Here is a 25302-nt window from a genome sequence, read left to right on the forward strand (position 1 = left end):
CCGCCCCGTACTCAGCCGAGGCCGAGCCTGGCGAGGGCCGTGGTCCAGTCGGTGACGATCGCCTGCTGCGCCTGGGCGAGGGTGACCTTGCCCGCGCAGACCGCGGTGTGCAGCTTGGTCTCCACGGGGTCCTTCTTGTTGTTGACGCCCTGACCGGCCCGGTGGCCGGGGTCCGCGGGTTCGAGCCACAGGTTGCGCGGGTCGTTGGGGTCGCCACCGAGCTGGAGGCTTATCAGGTGGTCGTACTCGGCCTCGCCCGTGGCACCGGTGTAGCCGTAGGAGGCGGCGTTGAGCTTCTTCTCCTTGCCGGTGACGTAGGCGGACGGCCGGACGCCGGAGGTGTAGCCGCCCTTGCGGCAGATCGTCGTCCTCAGGTTGGCCTGGGTGACCGCGGGGGATATCGCGCCCGGGGTGCACGCGCTGTCCTCCAGCGGCTCCCCCTTCTCGTACCGGTAGTGGCACGACCCGGCGGCCGGCTGCTGCTGCACCGTGTACTTCTTCTGCGGCCCGGCGCCGACCGCGATCTCGTGCGCGGCGCCCGCGGCACCCGACGAGGACGTCTGCGGCGCCGGAGCGCCCGACGAGGACGGGTCCGAGGTACCGAGCTGGACGGACGAACAGCCCGCCAGCAGCAGACAGGTCAGCAGTGCCGGCACGGCGGCAGGGCGAACGGACATGACGACCTCTCACGGTTGGGTGGCAGCTGAGCAGATGTTGCCCTGCCGGGAAATGCGCACGCCGGGCGGGATGGGCGAGCGGGAGCGCCGGCACCGTCCGCGGGGGCGTGCGAACCCGGCGCAGACGGACCGCACGGCCCACGGGGAACCCCGGCGCGGGAGGACGCGGACGGCTGCTCCGGCCGGCCCGGACCCCGCAGAATGGTGGCGACCGAGTCCGAGGTGTCCGAGTCCGAGTGCAGGTGCCGTACCGGGAGGGCGTGCGATGGCGGATGACACGGAGAACGGCGGCAGGGCCGACGCCGAGCGGCTGCGGCTGGCGGCGGCCGACGCGGGGCGGGTGGCGTGGCGGCGCTGGGGGCCGTACCTGAGCGAGCGGCAGTGGGGCACGGTGCGCGAGGACTACAGCCCCGACGGCGACGCCTGGTCGTACTTCACCCATGACCAGGCCCGCTCCCGGGCCTACCGCTGGGGCGAGGACGGCATCGCGGGCGTCAGCGACGACAAGCAGCGGCTGTGCCTGGCACTCGCGCTGTGGAACGGCCGTGACCCGATCCTCAAGGAGCGGATGTTCGGCCTCACCAACGCCGAGGGCAACCACGGTGAGGACGTCAAGGAGTACTACTTCCACCTCGACAGCACGCCGACCCATTCGTACATGAAGTTCCTCTACAAGTACCCGCAGGCGGAGTTCCCGTACGACGAGCTCGTGGCCGTCAACCGGGACCGCGGGCGCGGCGAGTCCGAGTACGAGCTGCTGGACACCGGTGTCTTCGACGAGGACCGCTACTTCGACGTGTTCGTGGAGTACGCCAAGGCCGGCCCCGAGGACCTGCTCGTCGAGATCACCGCGCACAACCGCGGACCCGACGAGGCCACGCTCCATCTGCTGCCGACGCTGTGGTTCCGGCACACCTGGTCGTGGGCGGGCGGCACCGCGGTGCCCGGCCTGCGGCACGCGGACGGCGCGATCCTCGCCGACCACGAGGAACTCGGGCCGCGCCGACTGTACTTCGAGGGTGCGGCGGAGACTCTCTTCACCGAGAACGACACCGACAACGAGCGGATCTTCGGCAGCCCCAACGCCACCCCCTACGTCAAGGACGGCATCGGCCGGTACGTCGTCCACGGCGAGCAGGCCGCCGTCAATCCCGCACGGACCGGCACCAAGGCCGCCGTCCACCAGGTGCTCACCGTGCCCGCCGGCGGCAGCGCCACCGTCCGTCTGCGCCTGACGGACGGTGAACCCGCCGATCCGTGGAGCGGGTTCGGGTCGGTGCTGGACACCCGCCGGGCCGAGGCCGACGCCTTCTTCGAGGGCGTCGTCCCGGACGGCCTGGGCGAGGACGAGCGGCGGCTGGTGCGGCAGGCACTGGCCGGGATGCTGTGGAGCAAGCAGTACTACTACCTCGACGTGGAGCGCTGGCTGGCCGAGCACGGCGTCGATCCGCTCGCCGCCGACCCGCGCGTCCGCAACAGCGCCTGGTACCACATGGTCAACGACGAGATCATGTCGATGCCGGACACGTGGGAGTACCCGTGGTTCGCGGCCTGGGACCTCGCCTTCCACGCCATCGCGCTGTCCATGGTCGACATCGGGTTCGCCAAGTCGCAGCTGGAGCTGCTGCTGCGCCGCCTGTACCTGCATCCCAACGGCCAGATCCCGGCGTACGAATGGAACTTCGGCGACGTCAACCCGCCCGTGCACGCCTGGGCCGTCCTCTTCGTCTACGAGCTGGAGAAGCACCGCACCGGCCGCGGTGACCGCGCCTTCCTGGAGAACGCCTTCCAGAAGCTGATGAAGAACCTCACCTGGTGGCTCAACCGCAAGGACACCGACGGCAACAACGTCTTCCAGGGCGGTTTCCTCGGCCTGGACAACATCGGCGTCTTCGACCGCAGCGCGCCGCTGCCCACCGGCGGCCACCTCGACCAGGCCGACGGCACCGCCTGGATGGCGCTGTACTGCCAGAACCTGCTGGAGATCGCCGTCGAGCTGGCGGCGGAGAACCCGGTGTACATCGAGCAGGCGCAGACGCTCTTCGAGCACTTCGCGTGGATCGCCGTCGCCATGAACCGCATCGGCAAGGACAACGCGAGTCTGTGGGACGAGGAGGACGGCTTCTTCTACGACGTGCTGCGCCTGCCCGACGGCGGCGCCACCCCGCTCAGGGTGCGCTCGCTGGTCGGTCTCATCCCGCTCGTCGCGACCAGTGTGGTCGCTGCCTGGACCGACCGCCGGTTCCCGGAACTCGTGGAGGGAGCACGTGAGTTCGTACGGCGGCACCCGGCCGTCGAGGGCCTGGTCGCCTCGCACGACGTCCTCGGGTCCGGCGCGGAGGGACGGCACCTGTTCGCGTTGTTCGGCGAGGACCGGCTGCGCCGGATCCTGGCCCGCATGCTCGACGAGGAGGAGTTCCTCGGCCCGCACGGCATCCGCTCCCTGTCCCGCCACCACGCGGCGCATCCCTACACGTTCGAGGTGCACGGGGAGACGTACGGCGTCGGCTACCTGCCCGCCGAGTCCGACTCGGGCATGTTCGGCGGCAACTCCAACTGGCGTGGCCCGGTGTGGTTCCCGGTCAACCTGCTGCTCGTCCGCGCCCTGCTGAACCTGCACGCCTACCACGGCGACGGGTTCACCGTGGAGTGCCCGACCGGTTCGGGCCGGCGGCTGAACCTGTACGAGGTCGCCCGCGAGATCTCCGGCCGGCTCACCTCGACCTTCCTGAGCGACGAGGACGGCCACCGCCCGGTGCACGGCGCCCGGCCCGAGTTCGCCAAGGACCCGCACTGGAAGGACCTGATCCTGTTCTACGAGTACTTCCACGGCGACAACGGCGCCGGCCTCGGCGCCTCCCACCAGACCGGCTGGACCGGCCTGGCCGCGGTCACCGCCACCCTGTTCCGGGTCGTCGGCGCGGGAGACTGGGGCGCCCTGCGGGAGGAGCCGCTGTCATGACGGTGATCTACGAGATCAACACCCTTGTCTGGCTCGGCGAGCTGGGAGAACGGTACGGGCGTCCCGTCACCCTGGGCGAGGTGCCCGGCGAGGTCTGGGACGGGGTCGCGCGGCCGGGCGTGGACACCGTGTGGCTGATGGGCGTGTGGGAGCGCAGCCCGGCCGGGCTGCGGATCGCCCTGGGCGACGAGGAGTTGCTCGCCTCCTTCCGCGAGGCGCTGCCCGGCCTCACCGAGGCGGACATCGCCGGATCGCCGTACTGCGTACGGGACTACGTCGTGGACCGGTCCCTCGGCGGCCCCGAGGGACTGGCCGCGGCACGGGCCGAACTCGCCGCGCGCGGAGTGCGCCTGATCCTGGACTACGTCCCCAACCACGTGGCCCCCGACCACCCCTGGCTCACCGAGCGCCCGGACTGCCTGGTCCAGGGCACGCCGGAGGACCTGGCCCGCTCGCCGGAGGCGTTCCTGGAGACCGCCGGGACCGTGTTCGCCCGGGGCCGTGACCCCTACTTCCCGCCCTGGCCGGACGTGGTCCAGCTGAACGCCTTCAGCGAGCGGCTCCGTACCGCGACGGTCGAGACGCTGGTGTCGATCGGCGACCAGGCCGACGGCGTGCGCTGCGACATGGCGATGCTTCCGATGAACGACGTGTTCGCCAGGACCTGGGGCGAGCGGGCGGGGCAGGCCCCCGTCGAGGACTTCTGGCCGTACGTCGTCCGCCGGGTGCGGGAGCGCCACCCCGGCCTGCTCTTCGTCGCGGAGGCGTACTGGGACCTCGAATGGGCGCTCCAGCAGCAGGGCTTCGACCACTGCTACGACAAGCGGCTCTACGACCGGCTGGTCCACGAGGACGCCGGCTCCGTCCGCGCCCATGTGCAGGCCGGCCTCGGCTACCAGCGCGGACTCGTCCGGTTCCTGGAGAACCACGACGAACCCCGGGCCGCCGCCGCCCTGCCGGGCGACAGGGAACGGGCGGCGGCCGTGGCCGTGGCCACCCTGCCCGGCGCGACCCTCTGGCACGAGGGCCAGTTCGAGGGCCGCCGGATCCGCCTGCCCGTGTTCCTGTCGCGCCGGCCCGAGGAGCCCGCCGACGCGTCCCTGCGCGACTTCCACGAACGCCTCGTGGCCGCGGTGGCCCCCGTGCGCGAGGGCGACTGGCAGCTGCTGGCCTGCACCGGCTGGCCTGACAACGACACCCACCGCAGTCTGCTCGCCTGGTCCTGGACCACGGCACCGGACCACTGCCTCGTGGTCGTCAACTACTCCGGGGAGCCCGCCCAGGGGCGGGTTCCCCTCCCCTGGGACGGACTCCGGGGCCGCTCCTGCCGGCTGACCGGGCTGCTCGACGGGAGCACCTACGACCGGCAGGGCGACGAACTGGCCGACCCGGGCCTGTTCGTCGCCCTCGACGCCTGGCAGTGGCACCTGCTCTCGCTCTCGCGGTGACCCGGGGGTACCCCCGGCCGAAGGCTGGGGGAGGACCTGCGCGACCAGCCACGACGGCGCCGCAGACGCAGACCGCGGTACTTCCAGCGGAGCGCTCAGCCGGTGTAGCCGGTCACGTCGCCGATCCAGGTGATGAAGTCGGCCGGGTCCTCGTCGGCGCCGTGGGCGGCGTCCCAGTACATCAGGGCGTTGACGTCGTCGCCGAGGTTCTCCAGGCTCAGGGCCAGGTTGCCGACGACCGTCAGCGCGGTGTCGGTGTCCTTGGTGCCGGTGCGGATCCACCAGTACTTGGCCCGGTCGTCGTTGGACTCGCCGATGAAGTACATCGGGTTCATCGTCTCCAGCTTGCCGGGGATGTCGCTGTCCAGTGACGTGCCGCCGGTGCCGGAGGTGTCGTTGGCCAGGCTGTGGTCGGTGAAGTGCCGGGCCTCGGTGGTGTCGACGCCGAACTCGTTGTTCTCGCCGGCCGACAGGTCGAAGGCGTCGAAGGCCGGGGCGTCCTTGCCGCGGGACCCGACGTGGTCGAGGTAGTCGGACCAGGAGAACGTGGCCGACGAACCGTCCCAGCGGAGACGTCCTGGTCGACCTCCTCGCCGCTGCTGAGCGTGTCGGTTCCCCAGTTCCGCTCGTAGGCGCCGTCGGCGTTCTCCGGGTCGGTGACGGAGCACCAGGCGCCGGTGGCGTAGACGATGTCGTCGGCGTCGGCCGCGCCGAGTTCGCTGAGGCAACTGTCGTACAGCGAGCTGCCGCCGGAGGCTCCCAGCAGGGCCGACAGGGCGCCGCCGGCGCGGTGCGGTAGTAGTCGCCGCTGGAGTCCACCAGGGTCCGGCCCCGGGCGCCCGGCTCCACCGCGACGTACCCGGCCGCCATCGCCAGCTGCGCCCGGCTGCTGCTCACGCCTGTGGTGGTCGACACCGAGGAGGGGAGGCAGCCGCCGATCGGGTTGGAGACGAGGATCGGGGCGTCGGCGGCGTCCACGGCGGTGCCGTCGATCGACACGGGAACGCTGACGGTCAGGCTCTGTGCCGGACGGCCGGGTCGCTGCGAACGCGGGCGCGCCGCCGGTCGTCCCCACGATCACGCCGCGGGCGTCGGGCGCGGGTCAAGAGTGCGTCACGTGATCGCGGCGGCTGAGCGGACGGGAGGCGGCCGACGTACTCAGGGCCAGGTAGACGCGACTCCGACGAAGGGCACCTTCCTTGATCCCGCGACGCATCGGTCCGAGCCTCGCCCTGGGGCTCGCCTCCGCTTTCCTGCTGGGGGCGTGCGGCTCCTCGAACGGCACCGGCAACGCCGCCCCGGCCGCCCCGGTCACGTCGGCGACCCCGGCCGCGTCGGATCCGGCCGCCTCCACGCCGGCTCCCGCCGCCGGCAGCGGGAGCGGGCAGCCGGCCACCACCGCCGCCGTGCTGACCAGGGCGGCCCAGGGGCTGGGCAGCATCGTCACCGACGACAAGGGGCTGACCCTCTACCGCTACGACAAGGACCAGCCGAACCCCTCCAAGTGGACGTGCTCCGGCGCCTGCACCAAGACCTGGCTGCCGGTGATCGTGCCGGAGTCCGTACAGACCTCGGGGGTGGAGAAGAGCCTCCTCGGCACGGTCCACCGGAACGGCGAGACACAGCTCACCCTCGCCGGCTGGCCGCTCTACCGGTACGTGGGCGACACGGCGGCCGGACAGACCAACGGCGAGGGGAAGGACCAGGAGTGGTACGCCGTCACTCCCTCCGGCCAGAAATCGACGGCGACGGGCTGACGGCGGACCGAGGGCCCGGCCGGAAGCGGGCCGGGCCCTTTCTCACGCGCCGGAACGGGCCGCGAGCAGCGATTTCCAGGACCTGTTCCGTTTGAAAGGTATTTCGAAGAGCTTGGAGAACAGCCACGCCGAGACGACCGAAACCGGCAGGCCCACCGCCAGCGTGAACCAGAACGTGGGCAGTCCCGGTGACACGAAATGCGGGGCGACCCGGCGAATCACGGCCAGAACGATCGGAAGATGGATCAGGTAGAGGCTGTAGGAGAAACCGCCGAGGCCGTGGACGGGGCGCGCGGTCAGGAGCCGTACGAGGACGGCGGGCCTTCCGGTCGCCACGGCGGCGAGCAGCATCGTCATGGCCGGAGCGATGGCGAGGTCGATCCAGAAGTAGTGGTTCACCGTCCAGGCGGAACCCCGGACGGCGCCGAGGGCCAGGACCGGCAGGGCGGCCAGGACGGCGAACCACCCCCACGGCAGTCGTCGCACCCTGTCCGAGGCGGTGACGATCCCCGCGCCCGCCACACCTGCGGCGAACACCGGAGCGAGATGGGGAGCGAGCCAGTTGTCGCCCTCCACCGGGTTGGCGCCGGCCGCCGTCAGGCCGATGACGACCACCGGAAGGGTCACCGAAGCGGCCAGCACCGCGGCGCCCCAGCGCCGGCGGACGAGGAGGAGAAGGGGGAAGAGGAGGTAGAGCTCGGACTCCACTCCTATCGACCAGAACGCGCCGTTCGGCGTCGGGGCGGTGACCATGTCCTGGGCGACCAGGCCGTACACCACGACGGTCGCGCCGGTGGGCGGCCCGAAGTGCGAGGCCGGCACCACGAACCACGAGACCAGCAGGCTCATGGCCAGGGCCGCCCAGTACGGGGGGAGGATGCGCCAGGCGCGTCGGCGCAGGAACTCGCGGACACCGGCCGTCCGCCAGCCGTGCCGCGCCGGGGAGATCGCCAGGGAGAACCCGGACAGCACCAGGAAGAAGACGACGGCGAGGCGCCCGAACATCAGCCCGCCCAGCCACGGGGGCGCCGAACTGTGCGGATAGCCCGGGAAGGTGTACAGCCAGCAGTGGAACAGGACGACGTACAGCGCCGCCAGGCCACGGAGGCCGTCCAGGCCCCGCACCTGCGCGTGCGCCCGCGGACGGACCTGTGCCGCGTTCCCGTCCCCGGTCCCGGTCTCCTCCCGGCGTACGGGGACGGCCAGGTCGAGAGCACTGCCGGCCGGACGACTCGCATCCACTGAAATGGTTCAGCCCTTCCTCTGCACACCGGCTGCCGCGCACCGCCGGTGCCTTCGGGCGGCACGGTGCCGCCCACAGCGACAGGTACGTGACCCCCGGCCGGGCCGTTCAACAGGCGGGCCCGGCCGCCTCCGCCGGGCTCTGTGGGGGGGCGTGTGGGCGGCGGCGGGTCCGGCTACCCATGGCGCATGATTCCCTCTCGGGTCGAGGAGACCCTGCCGGAGCCGGCCCCGTTCGTGCACGCCGTCCAGGGGCGGCGGCCCGACGACGGTACGTGGTGCGAGGCGTGGACGGTGCGGGACGGCCTGGCCCACCAGACCGGCAACGCCGAGGAACTGGCCCGGGTGCTGCAGGCGTTCCTCGCCGGTGCGCCGGTGGAGACCAGGGGCTTCGACCGCGAGGAACCCCACCGGCGGATGTCGGACGTCGAGCTGTGGGCGGCGTTCCTGAGCCGCTGCGAGAAGCTCAGCGAGGTCGCCGCGGCCGCCGCCCAGGACCTCTCGCCGGACACCGAGGTGATGTGGACCGGCCGGACGGTGAAGGTCCCCTTCTTCGCCGAGCACATGCGGGAGGAGCTCATCCTGCACCGCTGGGACCTGACCGGCGACGACCGTACGGCGGTGCGGGCGCTCAACGAGCCGTGGATGACGGAGCACAGCGTGACGTCGGTCGGTCGGCCGCTGCTGGAGCGCGGCCGCACCGGTCTCGATCTGGGCCCGGAGGGGCGGATCGAGGGCCTGCTGCGCACCCCCGGCATGGACGACGACGTGGTGACCGCCGACGCGGACGGCGCCGGCATCCGGCTCGCCACGCCCGAGGGCCCCGCGACGATCGAGAGCGACGCGGCCGTACGCGTCCTGCTGCTGTGGGGCCGCCGCCCCGCCGGCCCGGCCCGCTGGCACAGCGCCGCCGGACCGGAGACCCTGCGCAGGGTGCGCACGCTGCCGGCCGGCTACTGAGGCCACGGAACGGAGTGACGCGTCGGCCGCCGCGCGCCTTACGGAGTCGTGACGTGCGGGCGTGGGCGCGTGGTCCGGGGGCCGCGCGCGCCTAGCGTGGCCCCATGCGTGTACTGGTCACCGGCGGTGCCGGGTTCATCGGGTCCCATGTCGTCGAGGCGCTGACCGCGCGCGGGCACGAGCCGGTCGTGTTCGACGTCCGGGACGACGCGGGCGCCGACGTGCGCAGTCCGGTGGCGGTGGGGCGGGCCCTCGCGGGCGTCGACGCGGTCTGCCACCAGGCCGCGATGGTCGGCCTCGGGGTCGGGTTCGGTGACGCGGCGGAGTACGTCTCGCGCAACGACCTCGGTACGGCCGTGCTGCTCTCCGCGATGGCCGAGGCGGGGGTACGGCACCTCGTGCTGGCCGGGTCGATGGTCGTGTACGGGGAGGGGCGGTACGAGTGCCCGCGGCACGGTGTCGTACGGCCCGGGCCGCGCGCGGTCGCCGACCTGGACGCGGGGCGGTTCGAGCCGAACTGCCCGGTGTGCGGGGCCGAGTTGACGCCGGGGCTCGTCGGTGAGGACGCGCCCGTCGATCCGCGCAACGTGTACGCCACGACCAAGCTGGCCCAGGAGCACCTGGCCGCCGCGTGGGCCCGGTCGACCGGCGGGTCGGCGGTGTCGCTCCGCTACCACAACGTGTACGGGCCCCGGATGCCCCGCGACACCCCCTACGCGGGCGTCGCCGCCTTCTTCCGTTCCGCGCTCGCCCGCGGCGAGGCGCCCCGGGTGTACGAGGACGGGCGGCAGCGCAGGGACTTCGTGCACGTCCGGGACGTGGCCGCCGCCAACGCGGTGGCGCTGGAGGTACGGCCGGCGCCGGGTGTGCTGACCGCGTACAACACCGGAAGCGGCGAGCCGCACACCGTCGGCGAGATGGCCCGCGCGCTCGCCGAGGCGCACGGCGGGCCCTCGCCGGTGGTCACCGGGGAGTACCGGCTGGGCGACGTACGGCACATCACCGCCGACTCCGCACGGCTGCGGGCCGAACTGGGCTGGAAGGCCGAGGTCGGGTTCGCTGACGGGATGCGGGAGTTCGCGCGGGCGTGATGAGCTACGGCGCCGCCGGGAGGGTGACCTCGAAGCGGCAGCCGCCGGGGATGTTGTGCACGGTGGCCCGGCCCCGGTGGGCCTCGACGATCCCGCGCACGATGGCGAGGCCGAGGCCGGCTCCGGCCGGCGGGGTCCGGGCGTGGGTGCCGCGCCAGCCGGTGTCGAAGACGCGGGGCAGGTCCTCCTCGGGGATGCCGCCGCAGCCGTCCGTGACGGACAGGACGACCGCGCCCTCGGCCGACCGCTCGGCGGCGACCGCGACCGTGCCGTCGGGGGGCGTCCGGCGGATGGCGTTCACCAGCAGGTTGCCCAGCACCCGGCTCATCTCCCTGCCGTCCACCTCGACCGGCACCTGCTCCACCCGGTCGCCGACCAGCCGTACGCCGTACTCGCGGGCCAGCGGGTCGACACCCGCGAGGGCGTCTCCGACGAGGTCGTAGACCGACATCCGGCTCGGGCTCAGCGCGAGGGTGCCCGCGTGGATGCGGGAGAGTTCGAAGAGGTCGCCGACCATGTCGTTGAGGCGCTCGACCTCGGTGCGGATCTGCTTGTGATAGCGGTCGGGGTCGGTGGCGACGCCGTCCTCCAGGGCCTCCGACATGGCACGCAGACCGGCCAGCGGGGTGCGCAGGTCGTGCGAGATCCAGGCGACGAGTTCCCGGCGTGAGGTCTCCAACGCCCGCTCCCGCTCCCGGGACTCGGCGAGTTTCGCACTCGTCGCCGCCAGTTCGCGGCTCACCTCGGCCAGTTCGGCGGTGGCCGGGACCGGTGGTGCGGCGAAGTCGCCGTCCTCGCCGAACGAGCGTGCCGCGAGGACGAGTTCACGGCTGCGGGCGACGACCCAGCGGCCCAGTACGAGTGCGGTCGCGAGGGACACCACGGCCGCCATCGCGACGACCGTGGTCACCACCGACAGGTCGTGCGGGGAGAGGAACATCGCCCAGGCGACGGCCAGGGTGCCGGCGAGCATCGCGACCACGCCGACGGCGGCGACCACGGTGAGGGACGCGGTCAGCGAGCGGCGCCGCAGCAGGCGCAGCGCGGCCGCACCGAGCAGTCCGGTGCCGGCGGCGCCGGCGAAGGCGTACAGGGCGATGAGGAAGGTGTCGCGCATGTCAGGCCGCCCCTTCCCGGCCGCCCTGATCGCCGCCCTGATCGTCCTGGTTGTGCTCCCCGTTCGGCTCGAAGCGGTAGCCGACGCCCCACACCGTCTGGATCAGCCGTGGCCGGGCCGGGTCGTCCTCGACCTTGGCGCGCAGCCGGCGGACATGGACCGTGACGGTGGACAGGTCGCCGAAGTCCCAGCCCCACACCGCGCGCATCAGGTCCTCCCTGCCGTACGCCCGGCCCGGGTTCCGCAGGAAGAAGGCGAGGAGGTCGAACTCGCGCAGGGTGAGGGCGAGTTCGGCGCCGTCCTTGGTGGCGCGGCGGGCACCGGGGTCGAGGGTGAGTCCGGCGGACGAGAAGGACCGGTCGGCGGGGGCGGGGCGGCTGCGGCGCAGCACCGACTCCACCCGCAGGACCAGTTCCCGGGGGCTGAAGGGCTTGGTGACGTAGTCGTCGGCGCCGACCTCCAGGCCGAGGATGCGGTCGTCCTCGTCGCCGCGTGCGGTGAGCATGATGACCGGGACGGGGGCGTGGCCGCGCAGCCGCCGGCAGACCTCCAGGCCGTCCATGCCGGGCAGCATCAGGTCGAGCACGACCAGGTCGGGCCAGTGGGCGGCGGCGCGGGTCAGGGCGGTGGGACCGTCGCCGGCGTGGTCGACCAGGTACCCGGCGCGGTCCAGGTACCCGGAGACGATCTCCGCGACGGTCGGATCGTCGTCCACGACCAGGATCCGGGCCGCACCGGCGGTGGCCCCGGCCTCGGTGGACTCGTACGGCTGCTGCATGCCTCCACCCTCGCACCGTGCCGTCGGGGGTGTCGCGGCCGAGGGTGGGCCCGGGGTGCGACGTCCGCGTTTCGTAAGCAGTCGAGGCCCGGTATGTCCGGTTCGCGTTCGTAGGGTGAAGGCCGTGACCACCTCACCTTCTTCCCCCTTCCCGGCGACGGACGTGGACGTCGTCCTGCCCTGTCTGAACGAGGCGGAGGCCCTGCCCTGGGTGCTCGGCCGGATCCCGCCGGGCTGGCGGGCCCTCGTGGTCGACAACGGCTCCACCGACGGCTCGGCGGACATCGCCCGGGCGTACGGGGCGACCGTCGTCCACGAGGCGCGGCGCGGCTTCGGCGCGGCGTGCCATGCGGGGCTGACCGAGGCGACCGCCGGCATCGTCTGCTTCTGCGACTGCGACGCCTCGCTGGACCCGGGGCTTCTCGTGCCGTTCGTGCGGGAGGTCCTCGACGGCGAGGCGGACTTGGTGCTCGGCCGCCGGCGTCCGCAGGGGCGGGGCGCGTGGCCCGCGCACGCCCGCGCGGGGAATCTGGCGCTGGCGCGGATGCTGCGGCGCCGCACGGGACTGCGCCTGCACGACCTCGGTCCGCTGCGGGCCGCTCGCCGCGAGGGGCTGCTCGCGCTGTCGCTCGACGACCGGCGCAGCGGCTATCCCCTGCAGATGGTGGTGCGCGCCGCCGACGCGGGGTGGCGGATCACCGAGCATGAGGTGGCGTACCTGCCGCGCACCGGTACGTCCAAGGTGACGGGGACCTGGCGTGGCACCTTTCAGGCGGTGCGGGACATGAGCCGGGTGCTGAAGGAACGACCTCGGGTGCCGGCCGGTGGGGGCTGATCGCGCAGTTCCCCGCGCCCCCAAAGGGGCGCTGTAGTCACGTCAGCCACACAGCTGCGGGCAGGCGTGCCGCAGGGCGGCACGGGTGGGCGCTGGGGGAGGCACCCGGCAAGCGCCGGTGAGCGTCCCCGCCCCCGCCTCAGCCCCCACCCACCCGCACCACCCAAGGACCCCCCATGACCACCCTCCTCGTCATCGCCAAGGAACCCCGCCCCGGCAGGGTCAAGACCCGGCTCACCCCGCCCTTCTCCCCCGCGCAGGCGGCCGCCCTCGCCGAGGCCTCGCTCGCCGACACCCTGGACGCCGTCGCCGCGGCCCCCGCCGCCCGCCGGATCCTGGTCCTGGACGGCGCCCCCGGCCCCTGGCTGCCGCCCGGATTCGACGTCGTACCGCAGTGTGCCGGCGGGCTGGACGAGCGGCTCGCCGACTCGTTCGCCCGCTGCTCGGGCCCCGCCCTCCTCATCGGCATGGACACCCCGCAGGTCACCCCGGCCCTCCTCACCGTGGACTTCGCGGAGTGCGACGCGTACTTCGGTGGAGCCGAGGACGGCGGGTTCTGGGCGCTGGGGCTGGCCGACCCGGACCCGGCGCTGCTGCGCGGGGTGCCGATGTCAGCGCCGGACACCGGCGCCGTCCAGCGCCGACGTCTCGTCGGTGCCGGGCTGCGGGTGTGCGACCTGCCCCGGCTGCGGGACGTGGACACCGCGGCCGACGCGGCCGCCGTCGCCGCCCTCGTCCCGCACAGCCGGTTCGCCGCCCTGCTGTCCCGGTGCACGGCGCACGGCGGAACGGAGCGCCGATGACCACCTCGCCGGCCGTCCCCTGGACCGGCGCCGACCCCTACGCCGCCGCCCTGCGCGCCGGGCACGGCCCGCTGTTCCTGCGCCGCACGGACGGCTGGCTGCTGCCCCTGGACGTCGAGCGCTGGTGCGCGCGGGCCGACCCGGTCGACCGGGCCGTCCTCGACCGCTGCGAGGGCGCGGTCCTGGACGTCGGCTGCGGCCCCGGGCGGCTGGTCGCGGAACTCGCCGCCCAGGGCCGTACCGTCCTCGGCATCGACGTCAGCGCGGCCGCCGTGGACCACACCGTGCGGCTCGGCGGCCAGGCCCTGCGCCGCTCGGTCTTCGAGCCGCTGCCCGGCGAGGGCCGCTGGGGCACCGTCCTGCTCATGGACGGCAACGTCGGGATCGGCGGCGACCCGCACGCCCTGCTCGGCCGGGTGGCCGGGCTCCTCGCCCCCGGTGGCCTGCTGATCGCCGAGACCGCGCCGGTGGACGTCGACGAACGCGCCGACGTCCACCTCACCGACGCCCAGGAGGCCGTCGGCGCCCCCTTCCGCTGGGCGCGGCTCGGCACCCCGGCCCTGCTGCGGTACGCGCGGGGCTGGGAGACGGAGGCTCAGTGGGCGACCGGCGGGCGCCGCTTCGTCGCCCTGCGCAGCCGCCGCGCCAGCAGGAGCGCCGAGCCGCCGAAGAGCACCGCGGTGATCAGCAGCCAGCGGGCCAGGTAGCCGTCCGTGGAGAGGCCGGTGGCCGACCGGTAGTGCCCGGCCACCATCCCGCTGATCAGCGGGAACCACACCAGCAGGAGCAGCGCGGAGAGCGCGGCCGGGACCCGGACGTACATCGTCCTCCCCCACTGCCCGAAAGGCGTGGGCGGTACCCCCACCCGGCGCCCGGCGGCGCCCAGCCCCCGCGCCACGGCCCGGTCGGCCAGCGCGTACAGCGGCAGCAGGACCAGGTCGTGCAGCAGCGCCGCCCCCACCACCCACAGTGCCACGCCGAGCCAGTCGCCGGACAGCAGCCGCAGGCCGGCGTAGGCGGCGAGCGCGAACGAGCAGGCCAGGAGAAGGATCTGCAGGGGGCTGCCGATGACAAGGCGCGGGCGCATCACAGGTCTCCGAAGGTCATCCGGGCCACCCACTTGGTGTTGAGGACACCGGGTGCGGCGGGCACGATCACGCGCGCCGGGTAGCCGTGGTCGGGGGACAGGTCCTCGCCGTTCACCTGGAGGGCGAGCAGGGAGCGCGGGTCGGCGACCTGGTTGGCGCGCAGGGCCCCGCGGCGGAAGGCGCCGTGCCGCTGGAGCGACTCGACGAGCACGTCCGGCGGGGCGGTGCCGTAGCCGACCAGTGCGGCGAGGTCGCGCAGCCGCACCCCGCGCCACCACTGGTCGGCGGTCGACCAGCCCTCGACGCAGGCGATCGGCAGCGCGGCGCTGTACTGGGGCATTCGGAGCAGCTCGGCGCGGCTGAGGCGGACCGTCCGGCCGTCGCGTCCGGTGACGACGAGCCGCCATGCCTCGTCCCCGGTCTCCGACGCGCCGATCCCGGCGTACGCGGCCGTCTTGTTGATCTGGAAGCCGTTCGGCCCGCTGCCCGGGTCGGCTCCGCCGTGCGGTGCGAGCAGCGCGGTGCGGCGCCATACTCCCCCGATGCTCTGCCCGGCCGTCGTGACGAGCAGCAGCAGGGACGCGCCGCCCACGAACCACAGCGCCCCGCGCCGGGAGACGGTGGGCGCGTCCGGCCGAGGGGTCTCCAACTCTCCTTCGTCCCGGTGCCGTTGGCGTTCCCGGACCGCCCGCAGCGCCGTCGGCGTCTTCAGTGCCGCGTGCGCCACGAACGCGGCGAAGAACACCCAGGCACCGTAGAAGTGCAGGGGGTAGAAGGAGCCTGGGAAGACGTAGTCGAGCTGGACGTTGAGGACGCCGGTCGTGAACTCGAAGAGGCCGCCGCCGACCAGCAGCAGCAGCGAGACCCGTTCCAGGGCGTGGGCCACCGAGCGGGCCGGGGGCAGCGTGAACAGCTTCGGCACCACCGACCACAGCTTGGCGAGCAGCACCGGGATCAGGGCGATGCCGAGGGTGACGTGCAGGCCCTGGGTGACCCGGTAGAGCCAGTACGGGTTCGTCGGCCAGGAGAAGAGGTAGAAGCCGAGGACGCCCTTGTCCGGGGTCTGGTCGTTCACCGGGGCCAGGTCCGGGTTGTACGCGGCGTACGACACCAGTCCCGTCACGAACAGCACGGTGATGCCGACGAGCAGCACCAGGCCGAGCACCGAGGTGAACCAGGTGCCGCGCAGCGGGCTGCGCCAGAAGCCGGGTGAGGTGGGGAGCCGTGGATCGTCGGGTCTCATGGTCCGACCGTAGGCCGGGGAAATCCCCAAAACGGGTGCGCGACCCATGACGAAAGTCTGACGTCAGCCCGCTGATGCAGGGTTCGGCGCGGTCGCCGACCTAGCGTTCCGGTGTGACCCGCGCTCCGCACCGTGATCGGCCCGCCGATCTCTCCGCCGATCCGTCCGCCGATCCCGCCGGCCTCATCGCCGATCTGCTCGCCGTCCTCGCCGCCGCCCTGCTGGTGCTCGCCGCCGTGCTGGTCGGCCGGCATCTCCAGGACGCCTACCGCAACCTGTTCGTGCACTGGCCGCCGCTGTTCGCCGACTGGGACCCGCACGTCGGCCCGGGCACCCCGGCCGCCGTGCTGGTCGCGGCCGCCGTGGTGGCGTACGGGCCGAACCTGGCCGTACGGCTGCCCTGGCGCGGGCTGCTCGGCGCGGCCTGGGGCGCCTGTCTGGCCTGGACGTGGTCGCTGGCGCTGGTCGACGGCTGGCAGCGGGGCGTGGCGGGCCGGCTCACCAGCCCGAACGAGTACCTGACGGTCGTCTCCCGCTTCCACGACATCCCGGCGACCCTGCGGGACTTCACCCACCACATCGTCAGCGGCACCCCGGCGCCCTGGCCGGCCCACATCGCCGGGCACCCGCCGGCGGCCACGCTCACTTTCGTCCTCCTGGACCGGATCGGGCTGCACGGCGGCGGCTGGGCGGGCGCCTGGTGCATCACGGCCGGTTCGACGGCCTGTGTCGCCGTGCTGGTCGCGGTGCGGGCCCTGGCCGACGAGCGGCTCGCCCGGCGGGCCGCGCCGTTCCTGGTCATGGCCCCGGCCGCGGTGTGGGTGGGCGCCTCGGCGGACGGGTACTTCGCGGCGGTCGCCGCCTGGACGGTGGCCCTGCTGGCACTCGCGGTGACCGGCCGGTCCGTGGCCTGGGCGGCGGGTGCGGGGCTGCTGTTCGGGCTGACCTGCTACCTGTCGTACGGCCTGACGCTCTTCGCACTGATCGGGGCGGCGGTGCTGGTGCTCGGCCGGCGCCGGGTCCGGGCCCGCCCTGTCGTCCTCGCGCTGCTGGTGGCGGGGGCGGCGGTCGTCCCGCTCGTGTTCACCCTGGCCGGGTTCGACTGGTGGCAGGGGTACCGGCTGCTGGTCACCCGCTACTACCAGGGGATCGGCGGGACCCGGCCGTACGGCTACTGGGTGTGGGCCAACCTGGCCTGCACGGTGGTCATCACGGGTCCGGCGACGGTGGCCGGGCTGCGGCGGGCGGGTGCCGTGCCGGTCCGCCGCCGTACCGCGCCGGTCGCGGAGAAACGGCTCGCGTTCCTCGTGGCCGCCGCCCTGCTGGCCCTGCTGCTCGCCGACCTGTCCGGGATGAGCAAGGCGGAGACGGAGCGCATCTGGCTGCCGTTCGCGATGTGGCTGCTGTCGGCCTGCGCGTTCCTGCCCCGGCCGCGCGCCTGGCTCACGGCGCAGGCGCTGCTCGGGCTGCTGCTGAACCATCTGCTGTTCACCGGCTGGTGACCCCGCCGGCCTGATCCCGCAGGCCTGGCCTCCGGCGTACCGGCGCGTCCCGCCGCGGCGATACGGCTACGGGAGGGCTGACGGCCCCGGGCCGGCCGCCCGGACCTCGGTTGCCCGGACCTCGGTTGTCCGGACCTCGGCCGCCGCCGAGAGCTGCGCGAGGAGACTCGCCAGGGCCGCCCCGTCGCCGACCTCTTCGAGCAGCCGGGCCTGGTCGCCGTGGACCCGGCGGGCGGCACGGCCGTGGAGGTCCTCGCCGCGCGGGGTGAGGTGGAGCAGGACGCGGCGGCGGTCGTGCGGGTCGGGGCGGCGGTGGACGAGGTTGTCCGCGACCATGCGGTCGACGAGCTTGGTCAGGCTGGGCGCCGGCATCAGGGCGTGCTCGGCTATCTCGGACATCGGATGCCCCCGGCCGTCACCGACGAGCGACAGGACCCGCCACTCCTCGACCGTGCAGTCCTCCTCGGCCAGCACCGCGGCCAGCCGCCGCACGACCCGCCGCTCGGCATGGCTGAGGAGGTGGGCTAGGTCCGGCGAGGAGGGTACGGACGGCATTGCCGGTGTCCTTCCGGTAGGTCTACTGTGCGCGCAGAATACGAGTCTTGGCGACGGCGCCGGGGCCCGGGACCGGAATCCGCGTTCCCCATGCCCGCACGGAGGTGGCCGATGCGTCCGGCGCCGCCGAGCGACGGGAGTGGCACGCTGCTCCTCGCCCTGGTCGTGCCGTTGCAGGGGCCGGCCGGGGTCCTCGGGCCGTCGTGCGAGTCGGCCGCGCGGCTGGCCGTGGAGGAACTGAACGCCGCGGGCGGGGTGTTGGGCCGGGAGGTCGGGCTGGTCACCGTGGACGGCGGGGCGCCGCCGGCCCGGGTGGCGGCCGAGGTCGGGGCGCTGGTCTCGCTGGGCGCCGTGGACGGGGTGGTGGGCTGGCACACCTCGGCGGTACGGCAGGCGCTGCTGCCCCGGATCGCGGGCCGGGTGCCGTACGTCTACACCGCGCAGTACGAGGGCGGCGAGCGGACTCCCGGTGTCTTCCTGACCGGTGAGACCGACGTCGCCCAACTGCTGCCCGCGATGCGGCTGCTGGCGGAGGCGGCCGGGGTGCGGCGCTGGTGCACGGTGGGCAACGACTACGTGTGGCCCCGGGTGACCGCGCGCACGGCACGGTCGTACGCGCGGGAGTGCGGCGGGCGGGTGCGGGACGAGGTGTTCGTGCCGCTGGGGACGGAGGGCTTCGCTGCGGTGCTGCGCCGGATCGAGCGGTGCGAGGCGGACGCGGTGCTGATGCTGCTGGTGGGCGCGGACGCGGCCCGCTTCAACCGGGCGTTCGCCGGGTACGGGCTGCACCAGCGGTGCCTTCGGCTGAGCACCCACATGGACGAGAACATCCTGCTGGCCACCGGCGCGGACGGCACCGACGGGCTCTGGGCGGCGGCCGGTTTCTTCGAGACCCTCGCGACCGCCGAGAGCCTCGACTTCGGCGCCCGCCACGCGGCCCGGTTCGGTGTGCACGCCCCGGTGGTGGGGAGCCTCGGCGAGTCCTGCTTCGAGGGGGTGCGGCTGCTGGCGGCCCTGGCCGAGCAGGCCCGGTCGCTGGACGTGCGGGCGATGTGCGCGGTCGGGGACGCGGTGTCGTACGAGGGGCCGCGGGGCGTCGTACGGCTGCGCGGCAACCATCTCGCCCAACGGCTGTACCTGGCGCGGGCGGACGCCTTCGACTTCCACGTCGTCGCTCAGCTCTGAGCCCAACTCGCCCACAGCGCCCATTACTTCCCATGGGAAGTATCAAGCTTTGTCTTTTAAAGCAGGTGAAACCTTCGGGAAACAGGGCGCCGCGACTCTTCCGTGCAAACGACCGGGGACGAGAGAGGGAAGAGTCGTGACGGAGATCGTCGGAAAAGAGGCGCCGCCGGCCGTGGCGGACGGCGGGGCGGGCAGCGGCACGTCCGGTGGCACGGACAGCAGGCGGACCTACAACGACTGGGCGCAGAACGACACGCTTGAGGACTACTCGCTGCGGTACGCGCCGAAGTCCTTCCGCCGCTGGACCCCCTACGTGGTCGCCACCACCGCGCTGGGCGGCATCGCCTATCTCGCGGACTTCGCCATCGGCGGTTCGATCGCCATCTCCAACGGCTTCTCCAGTGCTCTGGTGGCGATCCTGACCGCGGCCGTGGTCATCTTCCTCACCGGCATCCCGATCTCGTACTACTCGGCCAAGTACTCCATCGACATGGACCTGTTGACCCGGGGCGCGGGCTTCGGCTACCTCGGCTCGACGCTCACCTCGGTCATCTACGCCAGCTTCACGTTCATCTTCTTCGCCCTCGAAGGCTCGATCATGGCGCAGGCCCTGGAGCTGGGCCTGCACATCCCGCTGGCCGTCGGGTACCTGATCTGCTCGGTCATCATCCTGCCGCTGGTCATCTACGGCATGACCGCGCTGTCGAAGATGCAGGTGTGGACGCAGCCGGTCTGGCTGGTGCTGATGGTCGCGCCGTTCGTGTCCATCGCGATCCAGGAGCCGGGCAAGTTCTCGGAGTTCACGCACTTCGCGGGCAACTCGCCGACCGGGTCGAGCATCAGCATGCTCGGGGTGGGCGCGGGTGCGGGCGTCGCGCTGTCGCTGATCGCGCAGATCGGTGAGCAGGTCGACTACCTGCGGTTCATGCCGGACAAGACGCCGGAGAACGGCCGGAAGTGGTGGGGTGCGGTGCTCTCCGCCGGTCCGGGGTGGGTGGTGCTCGGGGCCGCCAAGCAGATCGGCGGCGCGTTCCTCGCCTTCTACATCGCCGGCAGCGTGGGCCTCGCCAAGGCGAACGAGCCGATCCAGCAGTACGTGTCGGGCTTCAAGACGTTCGCGGCGCCGGTCGCGCTCGGTCTCGCCACGTTCTTCGTGATCCTCTCCCAGATAAAGATCAACTCGACGAACGCGTACTCCGGTTCGCTGTCCTGGTCGAACTTCTTCTCGCGGCTGACGCACCGTCACCCCGGGCGCGTGGTCTACATCTTCCTCAACGTGGGCATCGCCCTGGCCCTGATGGAGGGCGGTGTCTTCGGCTTCCTCAACACCGTGCTGGGCTTCTACTCCAACGTGGCGATCGCCTGGATCGGCGCGGTCGTCGCCGACCTGGTCATCAACAAGCCGCTGAAGCTGAGCCCGTCGTACATCGAGTTCAAGCGGGCCCACCTGTACAACTTCAACCCGGTCGGCTTCGGCTCGATGCTGATCGCGTCGGCGGTCTCGATCGCCGCGTACTTCAACGCGTTCGGGGAGTACGGCAAGGCGTACTCGCCGTTCATCGCGCTGTTCCTGGCGATGGTGCTCTCGCCGCTGTTCGCGGTGCTGACCAAGGGGAAGTACTACATCGCCCGCGTCGACGACCTCGCGGAGCCGCTGCTCGGCCCGGACGGGCTGCCGTCGGCGGCCACGCTGACCTGCACGGTGTGCGCGACCGGCTTCGAGCGGCCGGACGTGGCGGGCTGCCCGTTCCACTCCGGTGCGATCTGCTCGCTGTGCTGCAGCCTGGAGAAGGACTGCCACGACTCCTGCAAGACCGGCCCGGTCGCGCTCGCCATGCCGACGGTGCGGCCCGCGGACTGACGGGTACCCCCGTCCACCGCTCCGGCTCGCACCCTGTCGCGCGGGCCGGAGCTCCTGTCCCCAGGTGCCCCCAGGCCGTCAGGGGTTCTCGTCGCCTTCCTGCCCATGACGCGGGAAGGCCGACTTTTCCAGCTTTGCCTGCGCGGGGCCGACACGTTCCCTCCAGTCGGCGCACGGTTCTTTCGCATCGATGTAGTCCGCCGCCATGAGCGGCAGGGAGATATGGGCCATGTCGCCGGGCGGGGGCGTGCGCAACGACCACAGAGGGGCGGGGGTGCCGTCGGCGACCGCGGCCGGGGCGTCGGTCAGGTTCATGCGCTCGCGCAGGCGGCCGTAGAAGTCCATCGCGGCGAGCCGGACCACCCGCAGCCGGGTCGGGGCGGCGTACACGCCGATCCAGTCCCCCGGCTCCAGGACGCCCCGCACCTGGCCGTCGACGCTGACCGCGGCCTGTCCCGAGCGTTCCAGGACGCGCAGGCCGACCGCTTCGTTCGGAGCGGTGACGACCGAGCGGTTGAACGTCATGTGCGGGGCGACCGGGGTGAAGACGAGGGCCTCCGCGCACGGCGAGACGACGGGGCCGCCGGCGGCGAAGCTGTACGCGGTCGAGCCGGTCGGCGTCGCCACCAGCAGCGCGTCGGCGGAGTAGGAGGCGAGCAGCCGGCCGGAGACGTAGACGCCGACGGAGACCTGGCGGTCCCGGGACAGCTTCTCCAGGACGATGTCGTTGACCGCGGCGACGTGCAGCGGAACACCCCAGTCGGTGTCCTGCTCGCAGTCCGTGCGGACCTGGGGCGGCGGGAGCAGCGGCCCGCGGCCGTACTGCATCAGCCGCTCCATGTCGGCCGGCACCTCCAGGCGCCGGGAGGCGCGCATCGTCAGGAGCAGACGGCTGTCGACGGTGTAGCGGTCCTCGCGGATCGCGTCCAGAGCCTCCCGCACCGAGCAGACCGGCACCTCGGTCAGGAAGCCTACCCGGCCCAGGTCGACGCCGAGGACCAGCGCGTCGTTGCGGGCGGCGAGCCGGGCGCCGCGCAGGAAGGTGCCGTCCCCGCCGAGGGTGACGATCAGGTCGGGATCGCCGGCGGCCGCGACCTCCTCCCCGGAGTGGTGCCGTCCGCCGTCGTGCCACACGTCGATGTCCGTGCACCGCACGTCGTGCTCCGCGGCCCACGCCCGTACCGCACAGGCCGCTTCCACCGCCTCCGCGCGCCCGCCGTGCACCACCAGTCCGAGCCCGTTCACCGTCATCTCCGCCTCCAGGACACCACCGTGCTCAGCCGCTGCTCCCACGCTGTCACGGCGCGGGCGGATCTGTCGGGCGGAGCGGGATCACAGCCCCAGGGAGATGGCCAGCCGGGTGAGCTCGGCGGTGGTGTCGATGTCGAGTTTGGCGCGGATCCGGCGGAGGCAGGCGTCGACCGTGCGCCTGGAGAGCCCCATCTGCCGGGCCGCCCGGAGGTAGGTGCAGCCCGCTCGCGGCGATGTGCTTCAGCGTCTCGCGCTCACGCGGGGCCGGCGCGACGGCGGCGGTCTCGGTGTGCCGGGTGACTGCGGTGAAGCTCATGAGGGTTCCTTGACCGATCGATCCAATAGGGGCGATTTGTCCGTTCAAAAAACCCTCACAACGCGACGTCATGGCGGTGTCCCCCGACTGTCACAGGCGCGTCACAGGGACCGCCGGCCGGTGTCGCTGCGGCGGCCCGGAGTGGCAGCGCGGCGGATTGGTGCTCCGTGGCGGCCGGGATCATCCTGGGGAGAGAGCCGGCCGTGCAGGTTCCGCGAAGGACGAGCGGCGATGGAATGACCCCCCACCCCTCCCAGCCACCCGGCGCGGACGCACGCCGTACCCTCCGGGGCCCCCACCGCCTCGGTCACGGTCGACGAGCAGGGGGCCGTGACCGGCTGGAGCGACGGGGCCCGGCTGCTGCTGGGCTACCGGCCCGCCGAGATCCTGGGGCAGCGGGCCGCCCGGCTGCTCGCCGAACCGGACCGGGACGCCCGGCGGGCGGCGGTGGCCGGACCGCGCTGGAGCGGGACCGCGGCGCTGTGCCACCGCGACGGGCACCGGCTGGACCGGGACGTCCTGGTGCACCGCAGGCCCTCCGGCGTACGGCCGGGCGGCACGGAGTGGCCGGTGGTGTCCGCGGTGACCGGCCCGGCGGCCGTCGCCGCCGGACAGGCGCTCGGCGAATGGGCCTTCCAGCAGTCGCCCCGTGTCTCCGCTGTCTTCGACGAGGAGCTGCGGCCGGCCCGGGCGAGCGTCGCGACGCAGCGCACGCTGTCGCTGGCGGAGGGCATGATGCGCGGGCTGCGGCTGACGGACGTCGTGCCCGACGAGGGCAGCGCCGAGGCCGAGGCGAGCATGCGGCGGGTCCTGGAGGGCGCCGGACCGCAGGAGATCCGTCTCCATCTGGATCCGGCCGCCCCGGAGCGCACCTGGCACGCGCGGCTCACGCCGCTGACGGACCCGGGCGGCCGGGTGCGGGCGGTGGCCCTGACGGCCCACGCCGACGTTCCCAGCAGCTGACCCGGCGCCGGATGCTGCTGCTGGGCGACGCCGGGGTACGCACCGGCACCGGCTCCGACGTGCAGCGCACCGCGCGGGAGCTGACCGAGGTCGCCGTCCCCGACTTCGCCGACGTGTGCGCCGTGGACCTGCTGGACGCTCCCCCGCGTGCGGACGAGGTCGCCCGGGGGCACCCGCACCGGCCCGCCGCGGCGCCGCCCGACGACATCGCCCTGCTCCTCGCCCGCACCCGGGCCCTGCACGCCGACCGGGTGGCCACCTGGGAGGGGCCCTTCGACCTCGCCGTGGTCGCCGAGGCCCGCAAGCCGGCCACCGGGCAACTGGCCGAGTGGCAGCTGGAGGAGGCCGCGTTCATCACCGAACTCATCGTCAGCGAAATGGTCACCAACGCCTTCCGGTACGGCCGCCCGCCCGTCCGGCTCCGCCTGATCCACGACGACCACACCCTCACCTGCGAGGTCTTCGACTCCAGCAACACCGCCCCGCACATGCGGCGGGCCCACACCTACGACGAGGGGGGACGCGGACTCCTCCTGGTCGGCCAGCCGACCCGGCGCTGGGGCACCCGGCACGGCGGCACCGGCAAGACCGTCTGGGCCGAGCAGTACCTCACCGAGGACTGAGGCGGCCGGGGCCCGGCCGTCCGCGGAACACCGGGCGGGCCCAGGCGGGCGGCTGCGGGGTGTCCGGGGCCGCCCCGACGGTCGGGGTGCGGACGACGTCACGGCCGACGGTCGGGGCCCCGTCGGCGTCACGGTGGACGGCGGGCTCCCCGGCCTGACCGGGACCGTACGAGGCGCACCGCAGCGCCGACACGAACTCCAGGCAGGAGCCGTACCGGTCCTCGGGGACCTTGGCCAGCGCCCTGGCGAACACGCCGTCGAACGCCGGCGGCAGCCCCGCCCGCACCTCGCTCAGCGCGGGCGGGGCGTCGTACTGGTGCGCCCACAGCAGCGCGATGTCCTCGTCCCGGACGAACGGCGGACCGCCGGCGAGCATCTCGAAGACCACGCAGGCGAAACTGTAGAGATCGCAGCGGCCGTCCACCGGGCGCCCCGAGATCTGCTCCGGCGCCACGTAGTCCAGGGTGCCGACGAACTCGCCGACCGTCGTGAACCCGGTCAGCGACAGCGACTTCTTGGTGAGCCCGAAGTCCGTGAGGTAGACGTGCTCGGGGTGCTCGCTGTCCGTGCCCCGCGCCACCAGCACGTTGCCGGGCTTCACGTCCCGGTGCACCAGATCGTGCTCGTGCGCCGCGTCGAGCGCCGAGGCGACCTGGGCGGCGATCCGCAGCGCCGCGTCCACCGGCAGCACGCCCTCCTCGTCCAGCAAGGCGCGCAGATCGGGCCCCGACACGTACCGCATCGCGATGTACAGCACGCCGTCCGTCTCGCCGGCCTCGAAGATCGGCACGATGTGGGGGTGGTCGATGGCGGCGGCGACCCGTGACTCGTGGGTGAAACGGCGGCGGAAGGTGTCGTTGCGCGCCATCTCGGGGGCCAGCAGCTTCAGGGCGACGGTCCGGTCCAGACGCAGGTCCTTGGCACGGTAGACGACGGCCATGCCGCCGCGCCCGATCTCGCCCTGGACCTCGTAGCCCGCGATGCGCGTCGCCATCGCCCACATCGTATCCAGTGGGTAGGCGGCCCGCGAGAAGGTCACGTTCGG

Annotated in this window: 22 protein-coding genes and 1 pseudogene; 13 read left to right on the forward strand and 10 right to left on the reverse strand. The window is 73.2% G+C overall.

What is annotated here, in order from left to right; genetic code table 11:
- Positions 1-11 precede the first annotated feature (11 nt).
- Complete coding sequence (locus tag ACFY6U_RS02725) at positions 12-677, reverse strand: hypothetical protein (RefSeq protein WP_390034725.1); 666 nt, start codon at positions 675-677, stop codon at positions 12-14.
- 265 nt (positions 678-942) lie between these two features.
- On the opposite strand from ACFY6U_RS02725, the gene ACFY6U_RS02730 reads away from it, so the two are divergent.
- Both ACFY6U_RS02730 and ACFY6U_RS02735 read left to right on the forward strand, forming a co-directional pair.
- The gene (locus tag ACFY6U_RS02730) at positions 943-3639 is read left to right on the forward strand and encodes a glucosidase (RefSeq protein ID WP_390034726.1); all 2697 of its coding nucleotides are present in this window, start codon (positions 943-945) and stop codon (positions 3637-3639) included.
- Positions 3636-5087, forward strand: a complete 1452-nt coding sequence (locus ACFY6U_RS02735) for an alpha-amylase (RefSeq protein WP_390034727.1) — start codon at positions 3636-3638, stop codon at positions 5085-5087. The genes ACFY6U_RS02730 and ACFY6U_RS02735 overlap by 4 nt, the downstream gene beginning before the upstream one ends.
- Positions 5088-5182: 95 nt before the next feature.
- Here the strand turns inward: ACFY6U_RS02735 and ACFY6U_RS02740 are convergent, their stop codons facing one another.
- Positions 5183-5755 carry a hypothetical protein gene (locus ACFY6U_RS02740; protein ID WP_390034728.1) on the reverse strand — a complete coding sequence of 191 codons (573 nt, stop codon included), beginning with the start codon at positions 5753-5755 and terminating at the stop codon, positions 5183-5185.
- Between the two features lie 531 nt (positions 5756-6286).
- On the opposite strand from ACFY6U_RS02740, the gene ACFY6U_RS02745 reads away from it, so the two are divergent.
- Positions 6287-6844: a hypothetical protein gene (locus tag ACFY6U_RS02745; protein WP_390034729.1), complete on the forward strand. Its 558-nt coding sequence runs from the start codon at positions 6287-6289 to the stop codon at positions 6842-6844.
- 42 nt (positions 6845-6886) lie between these two features.
- Here the strand turns inward: ACFY6U_RS02745 and ACFY6U_RS02750 are convergent, their stop codons facing one another.
- Positions 6887-8086, reverse strand: a complete 1200-nt coding sequence (locus tag ACFY6U_RS02750) for an acyltransferase family protein (RefSeq protein WP_390034730.1) — start codon at positions 8084-8086, stop codon at positions 6887-6889.
- A gap of 189 nt (positions 8087-8275) precedes the next feature.
- On the opposite strand from ACFY6U_RS02750, the gene ACFY6U_RS02755 reads away from it, so the two are divergent.
- Both ACFY6U_RS02755 and ACFY6U_RS02760 read left to right on the forward strand, forming a co-directional pair.
- A complete protein-coding gene (locus tag ACFY6U_RS02755) occupies positions 8276-9046 on the forward strand; it encodes a maleylpyruvate isomerase N-terminal domain-containing protein (RefSeq protein ID WP_390034731.1) in 771 nt (256 codons plus the stop codon).
- A gap of 104 nt (positions 9047-9150) precedes the next feature.
- Entirely contained in the window at positions 9151-10137 is a 987-nt protein-coding gene (locus ACFY6U_RS02760; RefSeq protein ID WP_390034732.1) for an NAD-dependent epimerase/dehydratase family protein, read from the forward strand.
- A 4-nt stretch (positions 10138-10141) separates the two neighbouring features.
- Here the strand turns inward: ACFY6U_RS02760 and ACFY6U_RS02765 are convergent, their stop codons facing one another.
- Positions 10142-11254, reverse strand: a complete 1113-nt coding sequence (locus tag ACFY6U_RS02765; protein WP_390034733.1) for a sensor histidine kinase — start codon at positions 11252-11254, stop codon at positions 10142-10144.
- A gap of 1 nt (position 11255) precedes the next feature.
- Positions 11256-12032, reverse strand: coding sequence for a response regulator transcription factor (locus ACFY6U_RS02770; RefSeq protein WP_390034734.1), 777 nt, complete (start codon positions 12030-12032; stop codon positions 11256-11258).
- A 115-nt stretch (positions 12033-12147) separates the two neighbouring features.
- Here ACFY6U_RS02770 and ACFY6U_RS02775 point away from each other — a divergent pair, with 115 nt between their 5' ends.
- The 3 genes from ACFY6U_RS02775 (at position 12148) to ACFY6U_RS02785 (ending at position 14377) form a co-directional block, all read left to right on the forward strand.
- Complete coding sequence (locus tag ACFY6U_RS02775; RefSeq protein ID WP_390034735.1) at positions 12148-12867, forward strand: glycosyltransferase family 2 protein; 720 nt, start codon at positions 12148-12150, stop codon at positions 12865-12867.
- A gap of 176 nt (positions 12868-13043) precedes the next feature.
- Positions 13044-13670, forward strand: a complete 627-nt coding sequence (locus ACFY6U_RS02780; RefSeq protein WP_390034736.1) for a DUF2064 domain-containing protein — start codon at positions 13044-13046, stop codon at positions 13668-13670.
- Positions 13667-14377 (forward strand): class I SAM-dependent methyltransferase, encoded by a 711-nt coding sequence (locus ACFY6U_RS02785; RefSeq protein WP_390034737.1) that lies wholly within the window; start codon positions 13667-13669, stop codon positions 14375-14377. Before ACFY6U_RS02780 ends, ACFY6U_RS02785 begins: the two co-directional genes overlap by 4 nt.
- On the opposite strand, the gene ACFY6U_RS02790 is transcribed toward ACFY6U_RS02785, so the two are convergent.
- Together ACFY6U_RS02790 and ACFY6U_RS02795 are read right to left on the reverse strand one after the other, a co-directional pair.
- Entirely contained in the window at positions 14266-14757 is a 492-nt protein-coding gene (locus ACFY6U_RS02790; RefSeq protein ID WP_390034738.1) for a hypothetical protein, read from the reverse strand. The two genes, ACFY6U_RS02785 and ACFY6U_RS02790, sit on opposite strands and share 112 nt — an antisense overlap.
- Positions 14757-16001 (reverse strand): molybdopterin-dependent oxidoreductase, encoded by a 1245-nt coding sequence (locus ACFY6U_RS02795; RefSeq protein WP_390034739.1) that lies wholly within the window; start codon positions 15999-16001, stop codon positions 14757-14759. Before ACFY6U_RS02795 ends, ACFY6U_RS02790 begins: the two co-directional genes overlap by 1 nt.
- Before the next feature lie 113 nt (positions 16002-16114).
- Here ACFY6U_RS02795 and ACFY6U_RS02800 point away from each other — a divergent pair, with 113 nt between their 5' ends.
- On the forward strand, positions 16115-17503 hold the full coding sequence (locus ACFY6U_RS02800) for a hypothetical protein (protein WP_390034740.1): 1389 nt from the start codon (positions 16115-16117) through the stop codon (positions 17501-17503).
- Positions 17504-17569: 66 nt separating this feature from the next.
- On the opposite strand, the gene ACFY6U_RS02805 is transcribed toward ACFY6U_RS02800, so the two are convergent.
- Positions 17570-18058, reverse strand: coding sequence for a MarR family winged helix-turn-helix transcriptional regulator (locus ACFY6U_RS02805; RefSeq protein WP_390034741.1), 489 nt, complete (start codon positions 18056-18058; stop codon positions 17570-17572).
- 111 nt (positions 18059-18169) lie between these two features.
- Between ACFY6U_RS02805 and ACFY6U_RS02810 the strand changes: the two genes are divergently transcribed.
- Both ACFY6U_RS02810 and ACFY6U_RS02815 read left to right on the forward strand, forming a co-directional pair.
- Positions 18170-19243: a substrate-binding domain-containing protein gene (locus tag ACFY6U_RS02810; RefSeq protein WP_390034742.1), complete on the forward strand. Its 1074-nt coding sequence runs from the start codon at positions 18170-18172 to the stop codon at positions 19241-19243.
- 136 nt (positions 19244-19379) lie between these two features.
- Positions 19380-21104, forward strand: a complete 1725-nt coding sequence (locus ACFY6U_RS02815) for a purine-cytosine permease family protein (RefSeq protein ID WP_390034743.1) — start codon at positions 19380-19382, stop codon at positions 21102-21104.
- 78 nt (positions 21105-21182) lie between these two features.
- Here ACFY6U_RS02815 and ACFY6U_RS02820 read toward each other — a convergent pair whose 3' ends face one another.
- Positions 21183-22355 (reverse strand): NAD(+)/NADH kinase, encoded by a 1173-nt coding sequence (locus ACFY6U_RS02820; RefSeq protein ID WP_390035187.1) that lies wholly within the window; start codon positions 22353-22355, stop codon positions 21183-21185.
- A 646-nt stretch (positions 22356-23001) separates the two neighbouring features.
- Here ACFY6U_RS02820 and ACFY6U_RS02825 point away from each other — a divergent pair.
- Positions 23002-23634: a PAS domain-containing protein gene (locus ACFY6U_RS02825; RefSeq protein WP_390034744.1), complete on the forward strand. Its 633-nt coding sequence runs from the start codon at positions 23002-23004 to the stop codon at positions 23632-23634.
- 194 nt (positions 23635-23828) lie between these two features.
- Positions 23829-24257, forward strand: a pseudogene (locus tag ACFY6U_RS02830) (ATP-binding protein); the annotation flags it as partial.
- Here ACFY6U_RS02830 and ACFY6U_RS02835 read toward each other — a convergent pair.
- Positions 24244-25251: a serine/threonine-protein kinase gene (locus ACFY6U_RS02835; RefSeq protein ID WP_390034745.1), complete on the reverse strand. Its 1008-nt coding sequence runs from the start codon at positions 25249-25251 to the stop codon at positions 24244-24246. The pseudogene ACFY6U_RS02830 and the gene ACFY6U_RS02835 overlap by 14 nt on opposite strands.
- Between the last annotated feature and the right edge of the window lie 51 nt (positions 25252-25302).

Source organism: Streptomyces sp. NPDC013157 (genome assembly GCF_042899865.1).
Classification (GTDB): Bacteria; Actinomycetota; Actinomycetes; order Streptomycetales; family Streptomycetaceae; genus Streptomyces.

What these genes read in the sequence shown, in the direction of transcription:
- ACFY6U_RS02725 (WP_390034725.1), bottom strand. Translation starts at nt 677, where the DNA reads ATGTCCGTTCGCCCTGCCGCCGTGCCGGCACTGCTGACCTGTCTGCTG.
- ACFY6U_RS02730 (WP_390034726.1), top strand. Translation starts at nt 943, where the DNA reads ATGGCGGATGACACGGAGAACGGCGGCAGGGCCGACGCCGAGCGGCTG.
- ACFY6U_RS02735 (WP_390034727.1), top strand. Translation starts at nt 3,636, where the DNA reads ATGACGGTGATCTACGAGATCAACACCCTTGTCTGGCTCGGCGAGCTG.
- ACFY6U_RS02755 (WP_390034731.1), top strand. Translation starts at nt 8,276, where the DNA reads ATGATTCCCTCTCGGGTCGAGGAGACCCTGCCGGAGCCGGCCCCGTTC.
- ACFY6U_RS02760 (WP_390034732.1), top strand. Translation starts at nt 9,151, where the DNA reads ATGCGTGTACTGGTCACCGGCGGTGCCGGGTTCATCGGGTCCCATGTC.
- ACFY6U_RS02765 (WP_390034733.1), bottom strand. Translation starts at nt 11,254, where the DNA reads ATGCGCGACACCTTCCTCATCGCCCTGTACGCCTTCGCCGGCGCCGCC.
- ACFY6U_RS02770 (WP_390034734.1), bottom strand. Translation starts at nt 12,032, where the DNA reads ATGCAGCAGCCGTACGAGTCCACCGAGGCCGGGGCCACCGCCGGTGCG.
- ACFY6U_RS02780 (WP_390034736.1), top strand. Translation starts at nt 13,044, where the DNA reads ATGACCACCCTCCTCGTCATCGCCAAGGAACCCCGCCCCGGCAGGGTC.
- ACFY6U_RS02785 (WP_390034737.1), top strand. Translation starts at nt 13,667, where the DNA reads ATGACCACCTCGCCGGCCGTCCCCTGGACCGGCGCCGACCCCTACGCC.
- ACFY6U_RS02790 (WP_390034738.1), bottom strand. Translation starts at nt 14,757, where the DNA reads ATGCGCCCGCGCCTTGTCATCGGCAGCCCCCTGCAGATCCTTCTCCTG.
- ACFY6U_RS02795 (WP_390034739.1), bottom strand. Translation starts at nt 16,001, where the DNA reads ATGAGACCCGACGATCCACGGCTCCCCACCTCACCCGGCTTCTGGCGC.
- ACFY6U_RS02805 (WP_390034741.1), bottom strand. Translation starts at nt 18,058, where the DNA reads ATGCCGTCCGTACCCTCCTCGCCGGACCTAGCCCACCTCCTCAGCCAT.
- ACFY6U_RS02810 (WP_390034742.1), top strand. Translation starts at nt 18,170, where the DNA reads ATGCGTCCGGCGCCGCCGAGCGACGGGAGTGGCACGCTGCTCCTCGCC.
- ACFY6U_RS02820 (WP_390035187.1), bottom strand. Translation starts at nt 22,355, where the DNA reads ATGACGGTGAACGGGCTCGGACTGGTGGTGCACGGCGGGCGCGCGGAG.
- ACFY6U_RS02835 (WP_390034745.1), bottom strand. Translation starts at nt 25,251, where the DNA reads ATGGCGACGCGCATCGCGGGCTACGAGGTCCAGGGCGAGATCGGGCGC.